This window comes from Tsuneonella sp. HG249 (assembly GCF_053819205.1).
Genome location: NZ_JBSOQY010000001.1, coordinates 1029193 through 1044969 on the forward strand (window position 1 = coordinate 1029193; position 15777 = coordinate 1044969).

A 15777-nucleotide genomic window follows, 5' to 3' on the forward strand; every position below is an offset into this window, starting at 1 on the left:
CGCGTTGTCCCCAGCCGTTAACCTTGGCCCGATTGCGGGCCGGGTGAGCGGTCGGCATCCAGCGCTCGTAACGACAAGGACGGGACCGCTATGATGACAACCGAGCACGACGACTACGAGGTCGCGGGTGACGACGCGGCGCCGGTCGACATGCTCGCGGCGCTGTTCGAGGCGCGCGGCTGGGCGCACGAGGTGGTCTCCGCCGACGAGATTTCCGGCGAAATTCAAGGCAGTTGGACGAGCTACCAGGTTCGCGCGATCTGGCGGGCGGACGACAACGTGCTCCAGCTGCTGTGCCTGCCCGACATCCGGGTCGCTGAGGCCAAGCGGGCCGCGGCGTACGAATTGCTGGCGCTCGTCAACGAGCAGCTGTGGCTCGGCCACTTCGACGTGTGGTCGCAAGGTGGCATGCTGGTCTATCGGCACGGCCTGTTGCTGGGCGACGAGGGTTTGCTGAGCCTTACCCAGGCGCAAGGGCTGATCGAAACCGCGGTCGACGAATGTGACCGCTTCTACCCGGCGTTTCAGTTTGTGTTGTGGGGAGACAAGACCCCGCAGGACGCGCTCTCGAGCGCGATGGTCGACGCCGCCGGCGAGGCCTAGCGCGCCGCAGCCGCGCGCCGTAAGCTGGGGCATGAGCGGGTTTCACTCGATCCTGATTGCCGGTTACGGCGCGATGACCGGGGCCATGGTCGAAGGCTGGCTCGCCTCCGGCCTGTCGCCGGCTATGTTCACCACTTACGGGCCGCGCGAGAAGGCTACCCCGGCGGGGGTGCGCTTCGTCACCGCTGTTTCGCCGGGGGACTTCGACGCGATAGTCCTCGGCTTCAAGCCGCAGATGTTCCCTGAGGCCGCGCCGCCGCTGGAACCGCTCGCCGGGCCGGGGACGGTGGTGATCTCGGTGCTGGCCGGGGTCGAGCTGCAAGTCCTCGCGCGGCATTTCCCGCGAGCGGGGGCGATCGTCAGGCTCATGCCCAACCTCGCCGCGGCGTTGCGCAAGTCGCCCAACGCACTGGTCGCGCGCGATCTGGGGGACGAGAGCCGTGCGGCGGTGACCGACCTCGCCGAACGGCTGGGCAGCGCCGAATGGCTCACCGACGAGAGCCGGTTCGACCTCGTGGCCGCGCTCACGGGCTGCGGCCCGGCGTTCGTATACCGTTTCATCGATGCGCTCGCGGCAGGCGCCGCCGAGCTGGGCCTTGACCGCGCGCAGGCCGAGCGGCTGGCGGTAAAGATGGTGGAAGGGGCAGGGGCGCTGGCGTCGTCGTCGCCTTATCCGCCGGTTAAGCTGGCGCGGCGGGTCGCCAGCCCCGGCGGCATGACGCAGAAGGGTCTCGACGTGCTCGATGCGGACGAAGCGCTCACGCGCCTGCTCACTAAAACCCTAACGGCCGCACGCGATCGGGGCCGCGAGATGGCTGCGGAAGCCACCGAAAACGGTTAATCCGCGCCCGTCCGGTTTTCCTTGAATCTGCGGCGCTAACCCCCGATATTGCGGGCACCGGCTTGTCGTCGCTCGGCGCCGGAATGGAGATTGTAATGGCTGATTATAACGATCCCCGCACTACGACGACGGCCGGCCTCGGCTCGGTGCCGCGCGCGGGCGGGCAGGTCGTATTCGATGCGGGCCTGCGCAAGCATATGCTCGCGATCTACAACTACATGACCAGCGGCGTGCTGCTGACCGGCATCGTTGCGCTGCTGACGTACAATTCGGGCCTGGCGATTACCTTCGCCTCCGGTCCGATCATGTGGCTGGTGGCGCTATCGCCCCTCGCGATCGTGTTCGCGATGAGCTTCGGTGCGAACCGGTTCAGCAAGACGACGTTGCAGATGTTATTCTGGGCGTTCGCCACGCTGATGGGCCTGTCGCTGTCGACGATTTTCCTGCGCTTTACCGGCGGGTCGATCGCGGTCACGTTCTTCGCGACCGCTGCCGCGTTCGCTGGTCTCAGCCTGTTCGGCTATACCACCCAGAAGAACCTGACCGGGATGGGGACTTTCCTCATCATGGGCGTCGTCGGGCTGATCGTGGCGATGATCGCGAACATGTTCATCCAGAGCCCGGCCTTCATGTACGCCATCAGCTTCATCGGCGTGCTGATCTTCGCTGGCCTCACCGCCTACGATACGCAGCGGCTCAAGAACGAATACGCGGTGCTTCGCGGCACTGAGTTCGCCGGCAAGGCGATCGTGCTCGGTGCGCTTACGCTGTATCTGGACTTCATCAACATGTTCCAGTTCCTGCTCAGCTTCATGGGCAGCCGCGAATAGTCGCAGCCAAGACTCGTTTCATCGTGCCCGGGGTGCCCAGCGCGCCCCGGGCATTTTCTTTGTCAGGACGCGGCGATAGGGAGCCGTCTTCAGCCGCGCGAAAGGCGCGCGCTGGCAAGTTCTATGCGGGCTAGGAGGGCCGCGCCGCATGCATTCCACGTCACCTGTTCGAATTCGAATGATCTCGCTGGCCACCGGGTTGGCGATGCTGGGCGCGTGCGCGACCCCACCCCCTCCGCCGCCGCCTCCTCCCCCGCCGCCGCCGCCGGTCGAGGTCATTCCGTACCGGCCGCTGCCGCCTTCGAGCGCGGCCTACATCATGAGCATCCCCGGCCGAGGCCCGGATGGGCAGCGCCTGACGGTTCTCAAGAACCTCACCGACGATCAGCGGTTGTGGTATTTCCGCTCGGCCTGGAACGTCGCGGCGCTCAATTGCACGGGACCCGGCGACGAGCCGATCCTCGAAGGCTACCGATCGTTTCTGACGGACAACGCGAAGACCTTGCGGGCCGTCAACCAGCGGCTCGATAAGAGCTATGCAAAAGAGTACCGCACGTCTCGCGAAGCGATCGCCGCGCGCGAGAAGCTGATGACGATCGTCTACAATTACTTCGCGATGCCGCCTGCGCGTGTCGAGTTCTGCCAGGCGGCGCATCGCGTGGCCGCGGCCCAGGCAGCGATGCCCAAAGCAGATGCTGCCGCGCTCGCGGCAGCGAATTTCGTCCAGTTCGAGCTGCCGTTCGAGAACTTCTTTACCGCCTATGAGCAGTACGAGCGCGACTCGGCTGCATGGGATGCGCAGTATGGCGCCCGCTACGGGGCCTCGCAGCCGGGCTACGTCGCGGTCCAGGCGGCGCGAATGACCGGCATCCCGCAAGTGGGGATCAGCGATGCCTCGGCGACTACTTCGCAGCCCGTGGTGCAAGCTGGGACCGTGACCGATACGGAAACCGGCGCATCGATCCCGGTCGTCCCGGTGACGCAGGAGCAGTCGGTGCCTGTCATCCAGCCGGTCCCACAAGCTTCTCCCAAGCCCTAGGGCGGCTGCGTACAAAGCCCTTTTCTTGGCGGGCGCGGCCCGCTAAGCGCCGCGCTCCGCGCGGGGTAACCGGCGTGGAGGGAACTGGAACGGGGCCGTAGCTCAGATGGGAGAGCGCGTCGTTCGCAATGACGAGGTCAGGGGTTCGATCCCCCTCGGCTCCACCATTTCCTGATCGAAAATCAGGAAACTGGCAGGTTCTTGTTCCGCCCTCGGACGCCGGGCGCCGGGTACCCGCCCGGCTTGGCTTCCGGCCTAACCGGCCGGGGCGCGTGCGCTTGCGGACTTGCTGGTCGCAAGTCCAGTATTCGCCTAAGCCCAGCGTTATGAAATTATCGGTTCGCGACCAGCGATCCGCAAGGCCGACCGGCCGCCCGCAACGGCCCGGACCCGAACTTCTTCGGGCGAGGGACAGCCGCGGAGGATAGCCAAGGTCGCGGACGCGGCCGCTGGCGCTTGAGGCTAACAAAGAATGCATTTTCTCGACCAGGCCAAAATCTACGTGAAATCCGGCGCGGGCGGCCCGGGCGCGGTGTCATTTCGGCGCGAGAAGTATGTCGAATACGGTGGCCCCGACGGCGGCAACGGCGGCAAGGGCGGCGACATCGTGTTCGTCGCCGTACCGGGCCTTAACACCCTGATCGACTTTCGTTACACGCAGCATTTCAAGGCGTCGCGCGGCGGCCACGGGATGGGCAAGGACCGCACCGGGGCCTCTGCCCCCGATCTCGTGATCGAGGTGCCGGTCGGCACTCAGATACTTTCCGAGGACAAGGAAGAGGTTCTCGCCGATTTCACGGAGGTTGGCCAGCGCGTCGTCCTGCTTGAAGGCGGGATGGGCGGCCGGGGCAACGCGAGCTACAAGACCAGCACCAATCGCGCGCCTCGCCAGCACCAGGAAGGCATTCCCGCGCAGGAGATGTGGGTTTGGCTGCGGCTTAAGCTGCTGGCCGACGTGGGCCTCGTCGGCCTGCCTAACGCCGGCAAGAGCACCTTTATCAACCAGGTTTCGAACGCACAGGCGAAGGTGGGCGCCTATGCATTCACCACCCTCGTGCCGAAGCTTGGGGTGGTGCGCCATCGCAACCGTGAGTTCGTGCTCGCCGACATTCCCGGGCTCATCGCGGGCGCGGCGGAGGGCGCCGGGATCGGCGACCGGTTCCTCGGCCACATCGAGCGCTGCCGAGTGCTCATCCATCTGATCGACATCTCGGGCGTCGACCCGGCCGAAGCGCTTCACATAGTCGAGGAAGAACTGGCCGCGTACGGCGAAGGTTTGGAAAACAAGCCCCGCCTGATCGCGCTGAACAAGATCGACCTCGCCGACGCCGAGCTGGCGGAAGACTTCGCCAAGGAATTGAGGGCCGCCGGGGCGGCCGCGGTCTTTCCGATTTCCGGGGCGACGGGCGAAGGGATCGAAGCCATGCTCGACGCGGCGCTTGCCTACCTCCCCGATCGCACCGCGACCGAGACCAAGGGCAACGAAGTCGAGGATATCGCCGAGCAAGGCGGCGACTGGTCGCCGATCTAGGTCCTCACCTGAAAGGGCGCAGTGGATTGGACTGTCGGCGAGGCTGAGCTAAGCGGCCTGCCATGTCCGTCGCCACTCTCGTTCAACTGACCAACCCCGCCGCATGCCGGCGGCTGGTGCTCAAGGTCGGCTCGGCGTTGCTGGTCGAGCGCGGCGGAGCGTTACGGCGCGAATGGCTGGCGGAGCTGGCCGGTGAAATTGCCGAAGCGCGAAGCCGGGGCCAGCAGGTCGTCGTTGTAAGTTCGGGCGCGATCGCGTTGGGCGCATCGCGGCTCGGCCTGCAAGGGGGTGGGCGGGCGAGCCTCGCCGACGCGCAGGCAGCCGCCGCGGTCGGGCAGATCGCCCTCGCCGGCGCGTGGGCGGAACTGCTGGGCGCGCAGGGTCTCGTCGCCGCCCAGCTGCTGCTTACACTCGACGATCTGGAGGACCGCCGCCGCTACCTCAATGCTTCGTCGACGCTTGCGCGGCTGCTGGAGCAGGGCGCCGTCCCGGTGGTCAACGAGAACGACAGCGTCGCCACGGCCGAGATCCGCTTCGGCGATAACGATCGCCTTGCCGCCCGGGTCGCCCAAGCGGCGCAGGCCGACGCGGTAGTGCTGCTGAGCGACGTCGACGGCTTGTTCGACCGCGACCCCAGGGACCCATCGGCCGAACTGGTGCGCGAGGTTCACGGGGTTGACGAGCACGTACGCGCCATGGCCGACGGCGGTTCGAGCTCGGGCCTGGGGTCAGGTGGGATGGTCTCCAAGCTGCAGGCAGCCGAGATCGCCGGGCGCGCAGGCATCGCGCTCGCAATCGTGAACGGTACCCGCGAACGGCCGCTGGCGACGGCGGTAGATGGCCAGCGGGGGACATTGTTCCTGCCGCAACGACGTGACGGGGGGCGCAAGGCCTGGCTCGGCGGGCGGCTCGCGCCAGCTGGGGTGCTGACCGTAGATCAAGGATGTGCTTCTGCTCTCGGGCAGGGCTCGAGCCTTCTGGCGGCGGGTCTTACGGCGGTGGATGGCGAGTTCGCGCGCGGTGATCTGGTGACGATCCACAGCGCCAAGGGCGATCGTCTGGCGCAGGGCCTCGTCGAGTATACGTCCGCCGAATGTCGTGCGATCGCTGGACGCAAAGCAAGCGAGCAGGCCGAACTGCTCGGATACGCACCCCGCGCGGCGGTCGTCCACCGCGACCATATGGTCTTGCTATGAGCGCGCCGCTCGTCGCGCTGACCGGTGCCACCGGGTTCGTCGGCAAATCGACGCTCGCCGCGCTCGATCGTGCCGGCGTTCAGGTCCGAGCGCTCGCACGGACGGTGCCCAGGGATCGCGGCGCGGCGCAATGGGTCGAAGGGGATCTCGGCAACTCCCAGGCGCTGGCGAAGCTCGTCGATGGGGCCGAGGCAGTTCTGCACATCGCGGGGCTCACCACGGCGCGCGATCCGGCGGAGTTCGAGACGGCCAACGTCGCCGGTACGTTGGCGCTGGTCGAAGCTGCGGCCAAGGCCGGCACGCCGCGCTTCGTGTTCGTTTCTTCGCTTTCCGCCCGCGAGCCGGGCCTGTCCGCCTATGGCGCATCGAAGGAGCGGGCCGAGCGGCTGGTTGCGGCAAGCGGGCTCGACTGGACTACCGTCCGCCCGCCCGGCGTCTACGGACCGTGGGACGTCGACTATCTCGAGATGTTCAGGCTGGCGCGGCGCGGGCTCGTCCCGGTCCCGCCGCCCGGGCGCAGTTCGCTGATCCACGTGCAAGACCTCGCCGAACTGCTCGTCGACTTGCTGCCGGGGGGCGAAATGGTAACGCACAAAACGTTCGAGCCGGACGACGGCCACGCCGGCGGGTGGTCTCATCGTGAGCTTGGCCGCCTGATCGGCTGGGCAGTGGGGCGGAGGCCGTGGGTTGTGCATCTCTCGCGCGGGATGCTGGAGAATGCCTCGCGCGCGGACCGGTTGGTTCGCCGGGGCCGGGCGCGGCTGACCGCCGACCGCGTGGGTTACATGGCGCACCCGGACTGGGTCGCGCGGCCCGAGTTCCACGTCCCACCAGCAGTCTGGCGGCCGCGCATCAATACGCGCGACGGGCTCAAGGCCACCGCCCGTTGGTACCGCGAGCGTGGCTGGTTGTGACTATCTCGGCGCAGGCCTAGCATCCTCTCGGGATCGCGAGTCGCAAAGGCGGGAACGGCCGCTGCGAGAACTCGAACAGGGGAACATCTATGAAGCGCATCGTACTCGTCGCCGCGCTGGCGACACTGGCGGCCTGCCAGCAGGAAGCCGCGCCGGCTCCCGAAGCGACAACCGAAGCAGCCGCCGCGGTTCCGGAGGCAGCCGCGGGGACCGTCGCCGCCGACGGCAAAGCCTCGACCGGCAAATACCAGGTGACCACCGCCGAGGGCTTGGTCTTCACCGAGGAGGTCAAGGCGGACGGCACCTATGTCCAGACGGACAAGGACGGCAAGGTCGTCGAGACCGGCAAATGGGTTCAGAAGTCGCCCACCGAGTATTGCACGACCAAGGACGAGGAAGGCGCCAAGGAAAAGTGCAACACGGAAGGGGTCGACGACAAGGGCGTGTGGACCTCGACCAACAGCGAAGGCCAGACCGCGACAGTCGTTCGCCTCGAAGGCTGAGACCGGAATTCAAGGCGCCGCCGGGACGAGGATTCCGGCGGCGTTTCACCGCCTAGAGGAAAGGCTCGTAACCGGGGGGCAGCTCGCCATCGGGGCCGAGCTGGACCGGCGAGTGGATGCCGCATTCGGTCTTGTCCCAGCCCTTCCAGCGGCCCGAACGCGGGTCCTCGCCGGGCGCGACCTTGGTGGTGCAGGGCGAGCAGCCGATCGAAGGATAGCCGGCCTCGACTAGCGGGTGCGGCGGGAGGTCGTGTTCGGCGAGGTAAGCCGCGAGATCGTCCGCGGTCCAATCGATCAGCGGGTTGATCTTGAGCCGGCCGCGCGTGTCCGACTGGTCGAGCTCGAACCGCGGCAGGTTGGCGCGGGTGCTCGCCTGGAACGCCTTGCGGCCGGTGAGCGAAGCATCGAATTTGGCCATCGCGGCTGCCAGCGGACGGACCTTGCGAATTTCGCAGCAGCCATCCGGGTCATACGACCAGCGCAAGCCCGTGCCGTCGCGCGCGGCGAGATCCGCCTCGTCCGGCCTCAGGGTCTGCAGGTTCGTGAGGCCGAGCCGCGCGACCAGTGCGTCGCGGTAGGACAGGGTCTCGGGAAAGTGCTTGCCGGTGTCGAGAAACAGCACCGCCGTATCTGGCGCGACTTGCGCCACGAGATGCAGCAGCACGGCGCTCTCGGCACCGAAGCTGGAGACCACCGCCACCCGGCCGGCGACGCCATCCTTGAGAACCGCTTCCAGTACCGCCCCGGTGTCCGCCGCGCGGTAAGTCTGGTTGAGCCGGATCGCATCCGCCGCGCTGAAACGCGGATCGGTGTCGATCCTATCAACAATCCGCGCGATGCCGAGGTCAGCCATGCCGCAGCTTCCAGATCGGCACCCTGTCGTCGGCGGCGGGCACGTAAACATGCTCCCAGCGGGTCAGGGCGGCCTCTGCGTCGGCGGGGTCGAACGGCTTGTCCGGCGCGAAGCTGTCGAAGCCGCAGCGGCGCATGAAGAAGATGAGATCGACCAGCACATCACCGGTGGCCTTGATCTCACCGGTGTAACCGGCTTCCCGCAGCATGCGAGAGGTCGAGAAACCGCGACCGTCGCGGAACTTGGGGAAGTCGACCTCGATCAGCCGCACGCGAGCAAGGTGCGGAAAAAGAACGGTGACGTCCTCGCCCGCCTCGATCCGCACGGAATCCGCTTCCTCTTGCTCGAGGAAGGCGTCGAGCGAGACCGATGGCTCGTCGGCCGCGGCGTCGTCGCGGAAGCGCAGGGCGGTGGGGAAGGCCTGGTTGCCGGGCTCAGCCATAGATCGCCTCCTTGAAGCCATCCATGCCGACGCGGCGATAGGTGTCGATGAAGCGCTCGTTCGGGGCTCGTACAGTGCGATAATGTTCCACCGCGCGTTCAACCGCGTCGACGATACCGTCTTCATCGAAACCGGGCCCTGCGATCTTGGCCTGGGTGGTGTCCTCGTCGCCCGATCCGCCGAGCAGCAGCTGGTAGCTCTCGCTGCCCTTCCGGTCGACGCCGAGAATGCCGATATTGCCGGCGTGATGGTGCCCGCAGGCATTGATGCAGCCCGAAATCTTGATCTTGAGCTCGCCGATGTCGGCCTGCCGCGCCGGCTCGGCGAAGCGCTCGGCGATCTTCTGCGCGACCGGGATCGAGCGGGCGTTGGCGAGGCTGCAGTAATCGAGACCGGGACAGGCGATGAGGTCGCTGATGAGGTCGAGGTTGGCATCGGCGAGCCCGGCGGAGACCAGCGCCTGCCACACCGTGTAGAGGTCAGCCTTGCGAACATGCGGCAGCACGAGGTTCTGCGCGTGCGTCGCGCGCAGCTCGTCGAAGCTGTAGCGTTCGGCGAGGTCGGCGACGAGGTCCATCTGCTCGGCCGATATGTCGCCTGGGATACCGCCGACAGGCTTCAGGCTGATGTTGGCGATTGCGTAGCCGGGCGCCTTGTGCGGCGCGACTTGCCGCTCGACCCACTGCGCGAACACCGGGTCGGAGAGATCGATCTCGTCGCTGAGGCCGTGTTCGAAAGCCGGCGGGGTGAAATACGCGGCGATGCGGTCGTACTCGGCCTGCGGGAAGTCCTCGCCGAGTGAAAGGAAGTGCTCAAACGCCTCCTCGACCTGGCGCGTGAATTCCTCTTGGCCCAAGTCGTGGACGAGGATTTTCATCCGCTGCTTGTGGATGTTGTCGCGCCGCGCGTGGCGATTCCACACGCGCAGTACGGCCTGCAAATAGCTGAAAATCTGCGAAGTCGGTAGGAACTCGCGGATATTGTAGGCGATGAACGGGGTGCGCCCCATGCCGCCACCGGCAAATACCTGGAAACCGATCTCTCCCGCCGCGTTGCGCACAATTCGCAGCGCGAAATCGTGCCAGCGCAGCGCGGCGCGGTCCTCCGCCGTTGCGATAACCGCGATCTTGAACTTGCGGGGGAGGTAGCTGAACTCGGGCATGAACGTGGTCATCTGCCGCAGCATTTCGGCCCAGGGACGCGGGTCGATCACCTCGTCCGCGGTGGCGCCGGCATACTGGTCGGCGGAGATGTTGCGGATCGATTCCCCGCTGGTCTGGATGGCGTGCATCTCGACTTTGGCGAGGTCGGCGAGGATGTCCGGAGCCTCGGCCAGCTTGATCCAGTTGTACTGGATATTCTGCCGGGTGGTGAAATGCCCGTAACCCCGGTCGTACTTGCGCGCGATCTCGGCCAGGGTGCGCATCTGCGCGCTGCTCAGCGTGCCATAGGGAATTGCGACCCGCAGCATGTAGGCGTGAAGCTGGAGGTAGAGCCCGTTCTTCAGCCGGAGCGGCTTGAACTGGTCGTCGTCCATCTTGCCTTCGATGCGGCGGCGCACCTGGTCGCGGAATTCCTCGACACGGGTGTCGACCATCGCCTGGTCGTATTGGTCGTAGCGGTACATCAGATCACCCATTCGCGGGCGTCGGGATCCGCCGGCTTCAATGTCAGGTCGGGGCGCACGGTGGGGCCGAGCGCGCGGATGCGGTCCTTGATGTGCGCGGGGCGCACGCCGCCATCCGCAGTCTTTTCGCCGTCGATCGCATAGGCGCCGTTCACGCGGCAGGCGGCGATCTCGCGAGCGAGGATTGCATCAGCCTGGTCGCCCGCGTCCACAGCGTCCTCGACATGGAGCGACCAGTCGTAGCCGGTCCACCAGGTAACCGCGCCGCTCTTGAGGTCGTTGCCGGTGAGGATTTTCACGCGTGCGTCTCCACCAGCGCGACGACCGCGGCGTCCTCGCGCGCGGTGACCTCGCCGATGACGATCAGCGCCGGGCTCTTGACCCGCGCCCGCACGACGAGGTCGGGCAGCGCGGCGAGCGGCCCGCGAATTACGCGCATTTCGGGGCGGCATGCATTCTCGATCACCGCCAGCGGCATGTCGGGCGCGAGGCCATCGGCCATAAGCTTTTCAGCAATTTGTGGGGCGGTCTTCACGCCCATGTAGATCACCAGCGTCCGACCCTTGCCGGCGAGGCCCGCCCAATCCTGCTCGGCGAGGCCCTTGCATTGGCCTGCCACGAAGCTGACGACGCTCGAGGCGTCGCGGTGCGTGAGCGCGATCTGTGCCGCTGCCGCTGCGCCGTTGGCGGCGCTGACCCCGGGGACGATCTCGACCGGCACGCCGGCGGAGCGGCACGCCTCGGCCTCCTCGCCGCCACGACCGAAGACAAGCGGATCGCCGCCCTTGAGTCGCATGACATCGCGGCCAGCGAGCGCCTCGCGCACCAACAGCGCGTTGATCGCGTCTTGCGGCAGGGTATGCCGCGCACGGCTCTTGGCCACGGAGACCAACTCGGCAGAGGGATGGGCCAGCGCTAGGATCGCGTGTTCGACCAGACCGTCGTGCACGATCAACCCGGCACGTTCGATCAGCCGCGCGGCGCGCAAGGTCAGCAGGTCCGGATCGCCCGGGCCCGCGCCGACCAGATAAACGGTTCCTGGTTTAATCATGGCGGGGAGATGCGCCTCGCCCCCCGTGGTCGCCAGCCAGATTGCCTGTGAGGCTGAAAAGGCGCGATTTTGAAAGCTGGGATACTCGGGCGCGAAGCTAGGCTTCCGGGCGCGTCCCGCGCTCGGCCAGCGCATCCAGCAGGGCGCGGAACTGCGGGTTGTCCTTCAGGTTGATGTCGCGCTGCGCGAACGGAACGTCGACGCCGTTCTCCTGGAACAGCGCCCACAGCCGCTTGAGCACGTCGGAGCGGACGTTGCCGATCCCCTGCTCGGGATCGTTGATCCAGCAATGGATGATGAATTCCATCGCACTCTCGCCGTAGCTGTCGAGCCACACCACCGGGGGAGGAGAGTCGAGCACGCGGGACGTGTCCTTCGCTGCCTGCAGCATCAGCTTCTCGGCCATGACGATGTCGCAAGTGTAGGCCACGCCCACCGGCACCTGAATGCGCACGTCGCGCGAACTGTAGGACCAGTTCTCGACCTGATTGATCATCAGGTTTTCGTTCGGGATCAGGTATTCCTTCTTGTCGCGGGTCGTCACCGAAACCGCGCGGATGCCGATCTTCTTCACTTGGCCCACGGTGTTGGTGATGCCGTCGTTGACCGCGATGACGTCGCCCGGCTTGATTGAGCGGTCCATCAGCAGGATGATCCCGGCAAGGAGGTTGCCGAAGGTTTTCTGCAGCCCGAACCCGACCGCCAGACCAAACGCGCCCGAGAACACCGCGAGCGCGGTGAGGTCGATCCCCAAGATGTCGATCGCGACGAGGAACGTCGCCGCCCAGATCGCCAGCGATACCAGTTTCTGCGCGAGCAGCCGGCGGCCGGCGTCGAGCGCGGTCACCCTGCCGATTATCCAGCACGCGAGGTGGATCGCGAGGCGCCCCAGCAACAGCGCCAGCAGGATGACCGCGATGACTACCAGCGCGCTCCACACCGAGATGCGGCTGTCTGCGACGGTGAAGCCCCAACTGTCGAGGGTGGCGATCAGCCGCCCGAGCCCACTCGTGGGATCGAGCCCGCGGAAGAGCGCCGCGCTCGTCACGCCTGTGCCATCGCGGCGAACCCGGCCTCGAGATCGCGCATCAGATCCTGCGGGTCTTCGAGGCCGATCGACAGGCGTATGCCGAGGCGGTCCTGCGGATCCCGGCCGGCGGGCGGCCATGGGGCCGCGGTGCGGATGTTTTCCGGGTCGAAGGGAATGACGAGGCTCTCGTAGCCGCCCCAGCTATAGCCGATACCGAATAGTTCGAGCGTATCGATGAACAGTGCCCGCGCGGACGGGTCGCTGCCCTTGAACACGAAGCTGAACAGTCCGCAGCCGCCGGTGAAATCTCGTGCCCATAGCTCATGGCCTGCGGAGCCCGGCAGCATCGGGCACAGCACCTGCGCGACTTCGGGCCGCTCCGTTAGCCACTGGGCGATCGCCAGCGCGCTTGCGGAGCTCCGCTCGATGCGAACGCCCATCGTCCGGAGGCCCCTGAGCGCGAGCGCGGCATCATCGGGCGCGACAACCTGGCCGAGGCTCTGCGAAGTCTGTCGCAGCCGCGAATACCATCGTTTCCCGGCGGTGGCCGAGCCCATCATCAAGTCGGAATGGCCGCCGACGTGCTTGGTCAGGCTCATCACCGATATGTCGCAGCCGTGCCCGAGCGCCGCGAAACCGAGCGGGCTCGCCCAGGTGTTGTCGAGCACGCTGGCTGCGCCTTTTTCCTGAGCGATGCGGGCGAGCGCGGGCACGTCGCTGACTTCCATCGTCAGGCTGCCGGGGCATTCGAGCATCACCGCCCTCGTCCGCTCGCAGAAGGCCGCGGAGTAGGCATCCAGGTCGAGGGGATCGAAGAACCGCGCGCCGATGCCCATCCGCTTGAGCAGGCCGTTGGCGAGGGTGCGCGTCGGCTCGTAGGCGTTGTCGGTCACCAGCAACACGTCGCCGGGTCGCAGCACCGCCAGGAGCGCGCCGGCGATCGCCGCGACGCCGCTGGGGTAGAGCACGGTGCCTTCCGCGCCCGGTTCGAGTTCGGTGAGCGCTTCGGCGAGGGCCCACTGGGTGGGGGTCCCGCGGCGACCGTAGTAAAAGTGGCCGTCGGCGTTGGGGCGGCCCTCCGCGAGATCGGCGCTGTCGGCATAGAGGTGCGTGCTGGTGCGCCAGACCGGCGGGTTGACCGCGGCGCCCGTCCACTCGGCGCGCCGGCCGGCGGTGACCAGCCGTGTGCCCAGACTTTGCGCGCGCGCTTTTCCGGCCATCAGGCGGCGGCCCCGTGTTCCTTGGGGGTGGTGGGATCGGCGCCCCATTCGCTCCAGCTGCCGTCATAGAGCGCTGCCTCGTCGATGCCGAGGCGGTGCAGCGCGAACAGCAATACAGAGGCCGTTACGCCGCTCCCGCAAGTGGTGACGATCGGCTGCGTCAGGTCGATGCCGGCGCGTTCGAACGCGGCGCGCAGTTCCCCCTCGGAGCGGAAGGTTCCGTCTGGGTTGTAGAGATCTCGGAAAAACAGGTTTCGCGAGCCCGGAATGTGGCCCCCGGGCAGTCCATGCACCGCGTCGCTCGTTTCCCCGGTGAAGCGGCCAGCGTCGCGCGCGTCGATGAGTTGCTCGGTGCGGCTATCGAGGTTGGCGAGGATGTCGGCCTTTGAACGGACCCGGCTGGTATCGGCGGCGGCAGAAAGGGGGAAGTCGCCTAGTGCAGGCAGTGCTTCGCCCGTCTCTAGCGGCCTTTGCTCGGCGCGCCACTTGGCGATTCCGCCGTCGAGGATGGCGATCTCGCGCATGCCGTTCATCCGCAGCACGAACCACGCCCGCGCCGAGGTCTTCACCGCGCTGTCGTCGTACAGCACGATCCGGGCATCGGGCCGGATCCCAAGCTCGGCCATCTGCCGAGCGAACTGCTCCGTCGCCGGAAGGGCGTTGGGCACGCTCGATCCTGTGTCCTTGAGGCTGGCGAGGTCGAGGAAGCGGGCCCCGGGAATGTGCCCGGACGCGAACTCGGCAGCGGCGTTCCGAGCGGGCTCGGTCGGGTGGGCGGTTGCGTCGAGGACGACCAACCCCTCGGTGCCCAGCACCTTCGCCAGCCGGTCGGTGGATACGAGGCTGTCCATGCCCCGGTTGCTAGCGGGCCGGAAAGGCCGCGTCGAGCGTCAGTCGAGCGCCTTCTGACCAACGGTGCGATACGTCTGCGGCATCTCGTCGAGCCGGAACGGCTGCAGGCGCTGGCCCGCGGAGCCGGGAGGCTTCAGCCCGACGATGAAAGTCCGCGCAATGGGCTCCATCCCTTGCGCGGTCGCGCGGACCCGGAGGAGGGGGACATAGACCACCGCCTTGCCGTGCGGGATGGGGCGGATTTCGCTCACTGGCAGCCGGAAATCGCCGGCGAACGAAGCGCTTTCGCCCGGATCGAGCCGCGTCAGCGATTGAACCGGGGTAAGCGGCGTGGCGGGATCGGCGAGCTGCTGCTCGGCCGGCACGCGGGCGTGGGCGGTGACGAGGTCGCCACCGAAACTGACGTTCTCGAGCGGCACCGGGCCGCGGTTGGTGACTCTCAGTTCGTACGACAGGGTAGCGAACATCATGCTGCGGGCCAGTTGCTTAGCCTGCGCCTCGATCATCAGCGGCGGGCCGGCCAGCGGCGCCGGTGGCGGCGTGGCGGCCGTTGGCTTGCCGACCGGGGGCCGCTCGATAACGGGTGCTTCCACTTCGGCGGACCCGCGACGGCGGCGAAGGAACACAGTCGCGCCGATGCCGAGCGCGGCGAGCGCCCCGACAAGGGCGAAAAGCCAGCCGGGGAGGCCTTCGTCGCCGCTATCCGGTGCGGTGGATACGGCAGGCGGGGGGGAGGGCGCCGCAGTCGGGAGCGGTAGCGGCGCGGTGCCGGGTACCGCCTCGGGGAAGGGAGTATCGCCAGTCGTCACCGCGGCGGATTCTTCCGCCGTCGGTGCGGCGGGCGGGGTGAAGCGCGGCGGCAGCGTGCTGCTGCCGGGCGGCAGGACCTGGCGCGGGGTGGCACGGGCCGAAGGCTGCGCGGTTGGCGTCGGCGTTGGCGCGGGGGCGCTCGTTGCACGCGGCGTGGGCGTCGGGGTGGGCGCGCGCGGACGGGTTAGGATCGGCGCGTCGGGATCGACCGGGCCCTGCACGTCGGTCGGCGTGGGCGTGGGGGCCGTCGGCAGGCGGAAGCTGCCGGGCGAGGGCGCGGAATCCTGCGCCGCCAAGGGCACGGCTGCGGCGGCAAACGCAATCAGGCTGGCGGTCGCAAGGTGTCGCATGTCTTCCCGGAAGCGCGTTTTTAAGCGTCGCTGGCGCTGAATAGGCACTGAACCCAACGAGTCCACACCCGCCTTGCAGACCCAT

17 protein-coding genes and 1 tRNA gene are annotated in these 15777 nt (G+C 67.4%); 9 read left to right on the top strand and 9 right to left on the bottom strand.

What is annotated here, in order from left to right; genetic code table 11:
- The first annotated feature begins 90 nt into the window (after positions 1–90).
- The 9 genes from ACWPM1_RS05060 (at position 91) to ACWPM1_RS05100 (ending at position 7457) form a co-directional block, all read left to right on the top strand.
- On the top strand, positions 91–603 hold the full coding sequence (locus ACWPM1_RS05060) for a YbjN domain-containing protein (RefSeq protein ID WP_455693750.1): 513 nt from the start codon (positions 91–93) through the stop codon (positions 601–603).
- Between the two features lie 31 nt (positions 604–634).
- The gene (locus ACWPM1_RS05065) at positions 635–1444 is read left to right on the top strand and encodes a pyrroline-5-carboxylate reductase family protein (RefSeq protein ID WP_455693751.1); all 810 of its coding nucleotides are present in this window, start codon (positions 635–637) and stop codon (positions 1442–1444) included.
- A gap of 95 nt (positions 1445–1539) precedes the next feature.
- Complete coding sequence (locus ACWPM1_RS05070) at positions 1540–2274, top strand: Bax inhibitor-1/YccA family protein (RefSeq protein ID WP_455693752.1); 735 nt, start codon at positions 1540–1542, stop codon at positions 2272–2274.
- Positions 2275–2452: 178 nt separating this feature from the next.
- Positions 2453–3313: a hypothetical protein gene (locus ACWPM1_RS05075; RefSeq protein ID WP_455693753.1), complete on the top strand. Its 861-nt coding sequence runs from the start codon at positions 2453–2455 to the stop codon at positions 3311–3313.
- 91 nt (positions 3314–3404) lie between these two features.
- Positions 3405–3480: transfer RNA gene (locus ACWPM1_RS05080), tRNA-Ala, on the top strand.
- Between the two features lie 305 nt (positions 3481–3785).
- On the top strand, positions 3786–4844 hold the full coding sequence (gene obgE, locus ACWPM1_RS05085) for a GTPase ObgE (RefSeq protein WP_455693754.1): 1059 nt from the start codon (positions 3786–3788) through the stop codon (positions 4842–4844).
- 62 nt (positions 4845–4906) lie between these two features.
- Positions 4907–6040, top strand: coding sequence for a glutamate 5-kinase (gene proB, locus ACWPM1_RS05090; protein ID WP_455693755.1), 1134 nt, complete (start codon positions 4907–4909; stop codon positions 6038–6040).
- The gene (locus tag ACWPM1_RS05095; RefSeq protein ID WP_455693756.1) at positions 6037–6954 is read left to right on the top strand and encodes an NAD-dependent epimerase/dehydratase family protein; all 918 of its coding nucleotides are present in this window, start codon (positions 6037–6039) and stop codon (positions 6952–6954) included. Before proB ends, ACWPM1_RS05095 begins: the two co-directional genes overlap by 4 nt.
- An 89-nt stretch (positions 6955–7043) precedes the next feature.
- Positions 7044–7457, top strand: a complete 414-nt coding sequence (locus ACWPM1_RS05100; protein ID WP_455693757.1) for a hypothetical protein — start codon at positions 7044–7046, stop codon at positions 7455–7457.
- A 52-nt stretch (positions 7458–7509) separates the two neighbouring features.
- Here the strand turns inward: ACWPM1_RS05100 and ACWPM1_RS05105 are convergent, their stop codons facing one another.
- From ACWPM1_RS05105 to ACWPM1_RS05145, 9 genes are all read right to left on the bottom strand, one after another.
- Complete coding sequence (locus ACWPM1_RS05105; RefSeq protein ID WP_455693758.1) at positions 7510–8310, bottom strand: phosphoadenylyl-sulfate reductase; 801 nt, start codon at positions 8308–8310, stop codon at positions 7510–7512.
- The gene (locus ACWPM1_RS05110) at positions 8303–8752 is read right to left on the bottom strand and encodes a DUF934 domain-containing protein (RefSeq protein WP_455693759.1); all 450 of its coding nucleotides are present in this window, start codon (positions 8750–8752) and stop codon (positions 8303–8305) included. The genes ACWPM1_RS05105 and ACWPM1_RS05110 overlap by 8 nt, the downstream gene beginning before the upstream one ends.
- Entirely contained in the window at positions 8745–10379 is a 1635-nt protein-coding gene (locus ACWPM1_RS05115; protein WP_455695125.1) for a nitrite/sulfite reductase, read from the bottom strand. The genes ACWPM1_RS05110 and ACWPM1_RS05115 overlap by 8 nt, the downstream gene beginning before the upstream one ends.
- Positions 10379–10678: a DUF2849 domain-containing protein gene (locus ACWPM1_RS05120; protein ID WP_455693760.1), complete on the bottom strand. Its 300-nt coding sequence runs from the start codon at positions 10676–10678 to the stop codon at positions 10379–10381. The genes ACWPM1_RS05115 and ACWPM1_RS05120 overlap by 1 nt, the downstream gene beginning before the upstream one ends.
- On the bottom strand, positions 10675–11430 hold the full coding sequence (gene cobA, locus ACWPM1_RS05125; protein ID WP_455693761.1) for a uroporphyrinogen-III C-methyltransferase: 756 nt from the start codon (positions 11428–11430) through the stop codon (positions 10675–10677). Before cobA ends, ACWPM1_RS05120 begins: the two co-directional genes overlap by 4 nt.
- Before the next feature lie 97 nt (positions 11431–11527).
- Entirely contained in the window at positions 11528–12478 is a 951-nt protein-coding gene (locus ACWPM1_RS05130; RefSeq protein ID WP_455693762.1) for a mechanosensitive ion channel family protein, read from the bottom strand.
- A complete protein-coding gene (metC, locus tag ACWPM1_RS05135; RefSeq protein WP_455693763.1) occupies positions 12475–13680 on the bottom strand; it encodes a cystathionine beta-lyase in 1206 nt (401 codons plus the stop codon). Before metC ends, ACWPM1_RS05130 begins: the two co-directional genes overlap by 4 nt.
- Positions 13680–14531 (bottom strand): sulfurtransferase, encoded by an 852-nt coding sequence (locus ACWPM1_RS05140; RefSeq protein ID WP_455693764.1) that lies wholly within the window; start codon positions 14529–14531, stop codon positions 13680–13682. The genes metC and ACWPM1_RS05140 overlap by 1 nt, the downstream gene beginning before the upstream one ends.
- A gap of 39 nt (positions 14532–14570) precedes the next feature.
- Positions 14571–15692 (bottom strand): hypothetical protein, encoded by a 1122-nt coding sequence (locus tag ACWPM1_RS05145; protein WP_455693765.1) that lies wholly within the window; start codon positions 15690–15692, stop codon positions 14571–14573.
- Positions 15693–15777 lie beyond the last annotated feature (85 nt).

Coding starts and splice junctions, on each gene's coding strand:
- ACWPM1_RS05060 (WP_455693750.1), top strand. CDS start 91: ATGATGACAACCGAGCACGACGACTACGAGGTCGCGGGTGACGACGCG.
- ACWPM1_RS05065 (WP_455693751.1), top strand. CDS start 635: ATGAGCGGGTTTCACTCGATCCTGATTGCCGGTTACGGCGCGATGACC.
- ACWPM1_RS05070 (WP_455693752.1), top strand. CDS start 1,540: ATGGCTGATTATAACGATCCCCGCACTACGACGACGGCCGGCCTCGGC.
- ACWPM1_RS05075 (WP_455693753.1), top strand. CDS start 2,453: ATGATCTCGCTGGCCACCGGGTTGGCGATGCTGGGCGCGTGCGCGACC.
- obgE (WP_455693754.1), top strand. CDS start 3,786: ATGCATTTTCTCGACCAGGCCAAAATCTACGTGAAATCCGGCGCGGGC.
- proB (WP_455693755.1), top strand. CDS start 4,907: ATGTCCGTCGCCACTCTCGTTCAACTGACCAACCCCGCCGCATGCCGG.
- ACWPM1_RS05095 (WP_455693756.1), top strand. CDS start 6,037: ATGAGCGCGCCGCTCGTCGCGCTGACCGGTGCCACCGGGTTCGTCGGC.
- ACWPM1_RS05100 (WP_455693757.1), top strand. CDS start 7,044: ATGAAGCGCATCGTACTCGTCGCCGCGCTGGCGACACTGGCGGCCTGC.
- ACWPM1_RS05105 (WP_455693758.1), bottom strand. CDS start 8,310: ATGGCTGACCTCGGCATCGCGCGGATTGTTGATAGGATCGACACCGAT.
- ACWPM1_RS05110 (WP_455693759.1), bottom strand. CDS start 8,752: ATGGCTGAGCCCGGCAACCAGGCCTTCCCCACCGCCCTGCGCTTCCGC.
- ACWPM1_RS05115 (WP_455695125.1), bottom strand. CDS start 10,379: ATGTACCGCTACGACCAATACGACCAGGCGATGGTCGACACCCGTGTC.
- cobA (WP_455693761.1), bottom strand. CDS start 11,430: ATGATTAAACCAGGAACCGTTTATCTGGTCGGCGCGGGCCCGGGCGAT.
- metC (WP_455693763.1), bottom strand. CDS start 13,680: ATGGCCGGAAAAGCGCGCGCGCAAAGTCTGGGCACACGGCTGGTCACC.
- ACWPM1_RS05140 (WP_455693764.1), bottom strand. CDS start 14,531: ATGGACAGCCTCGTATCCACCGACCGGCTGGCGAAGGTGCTGGGCACC.
- ACWPM1_RS05145 (WP_455693765.1), bottom strand. CDS start 15,692: ATGCGACACCTTGCGACCGCCAGCCTGATTGCGTTTGCCGCCGCAGCC.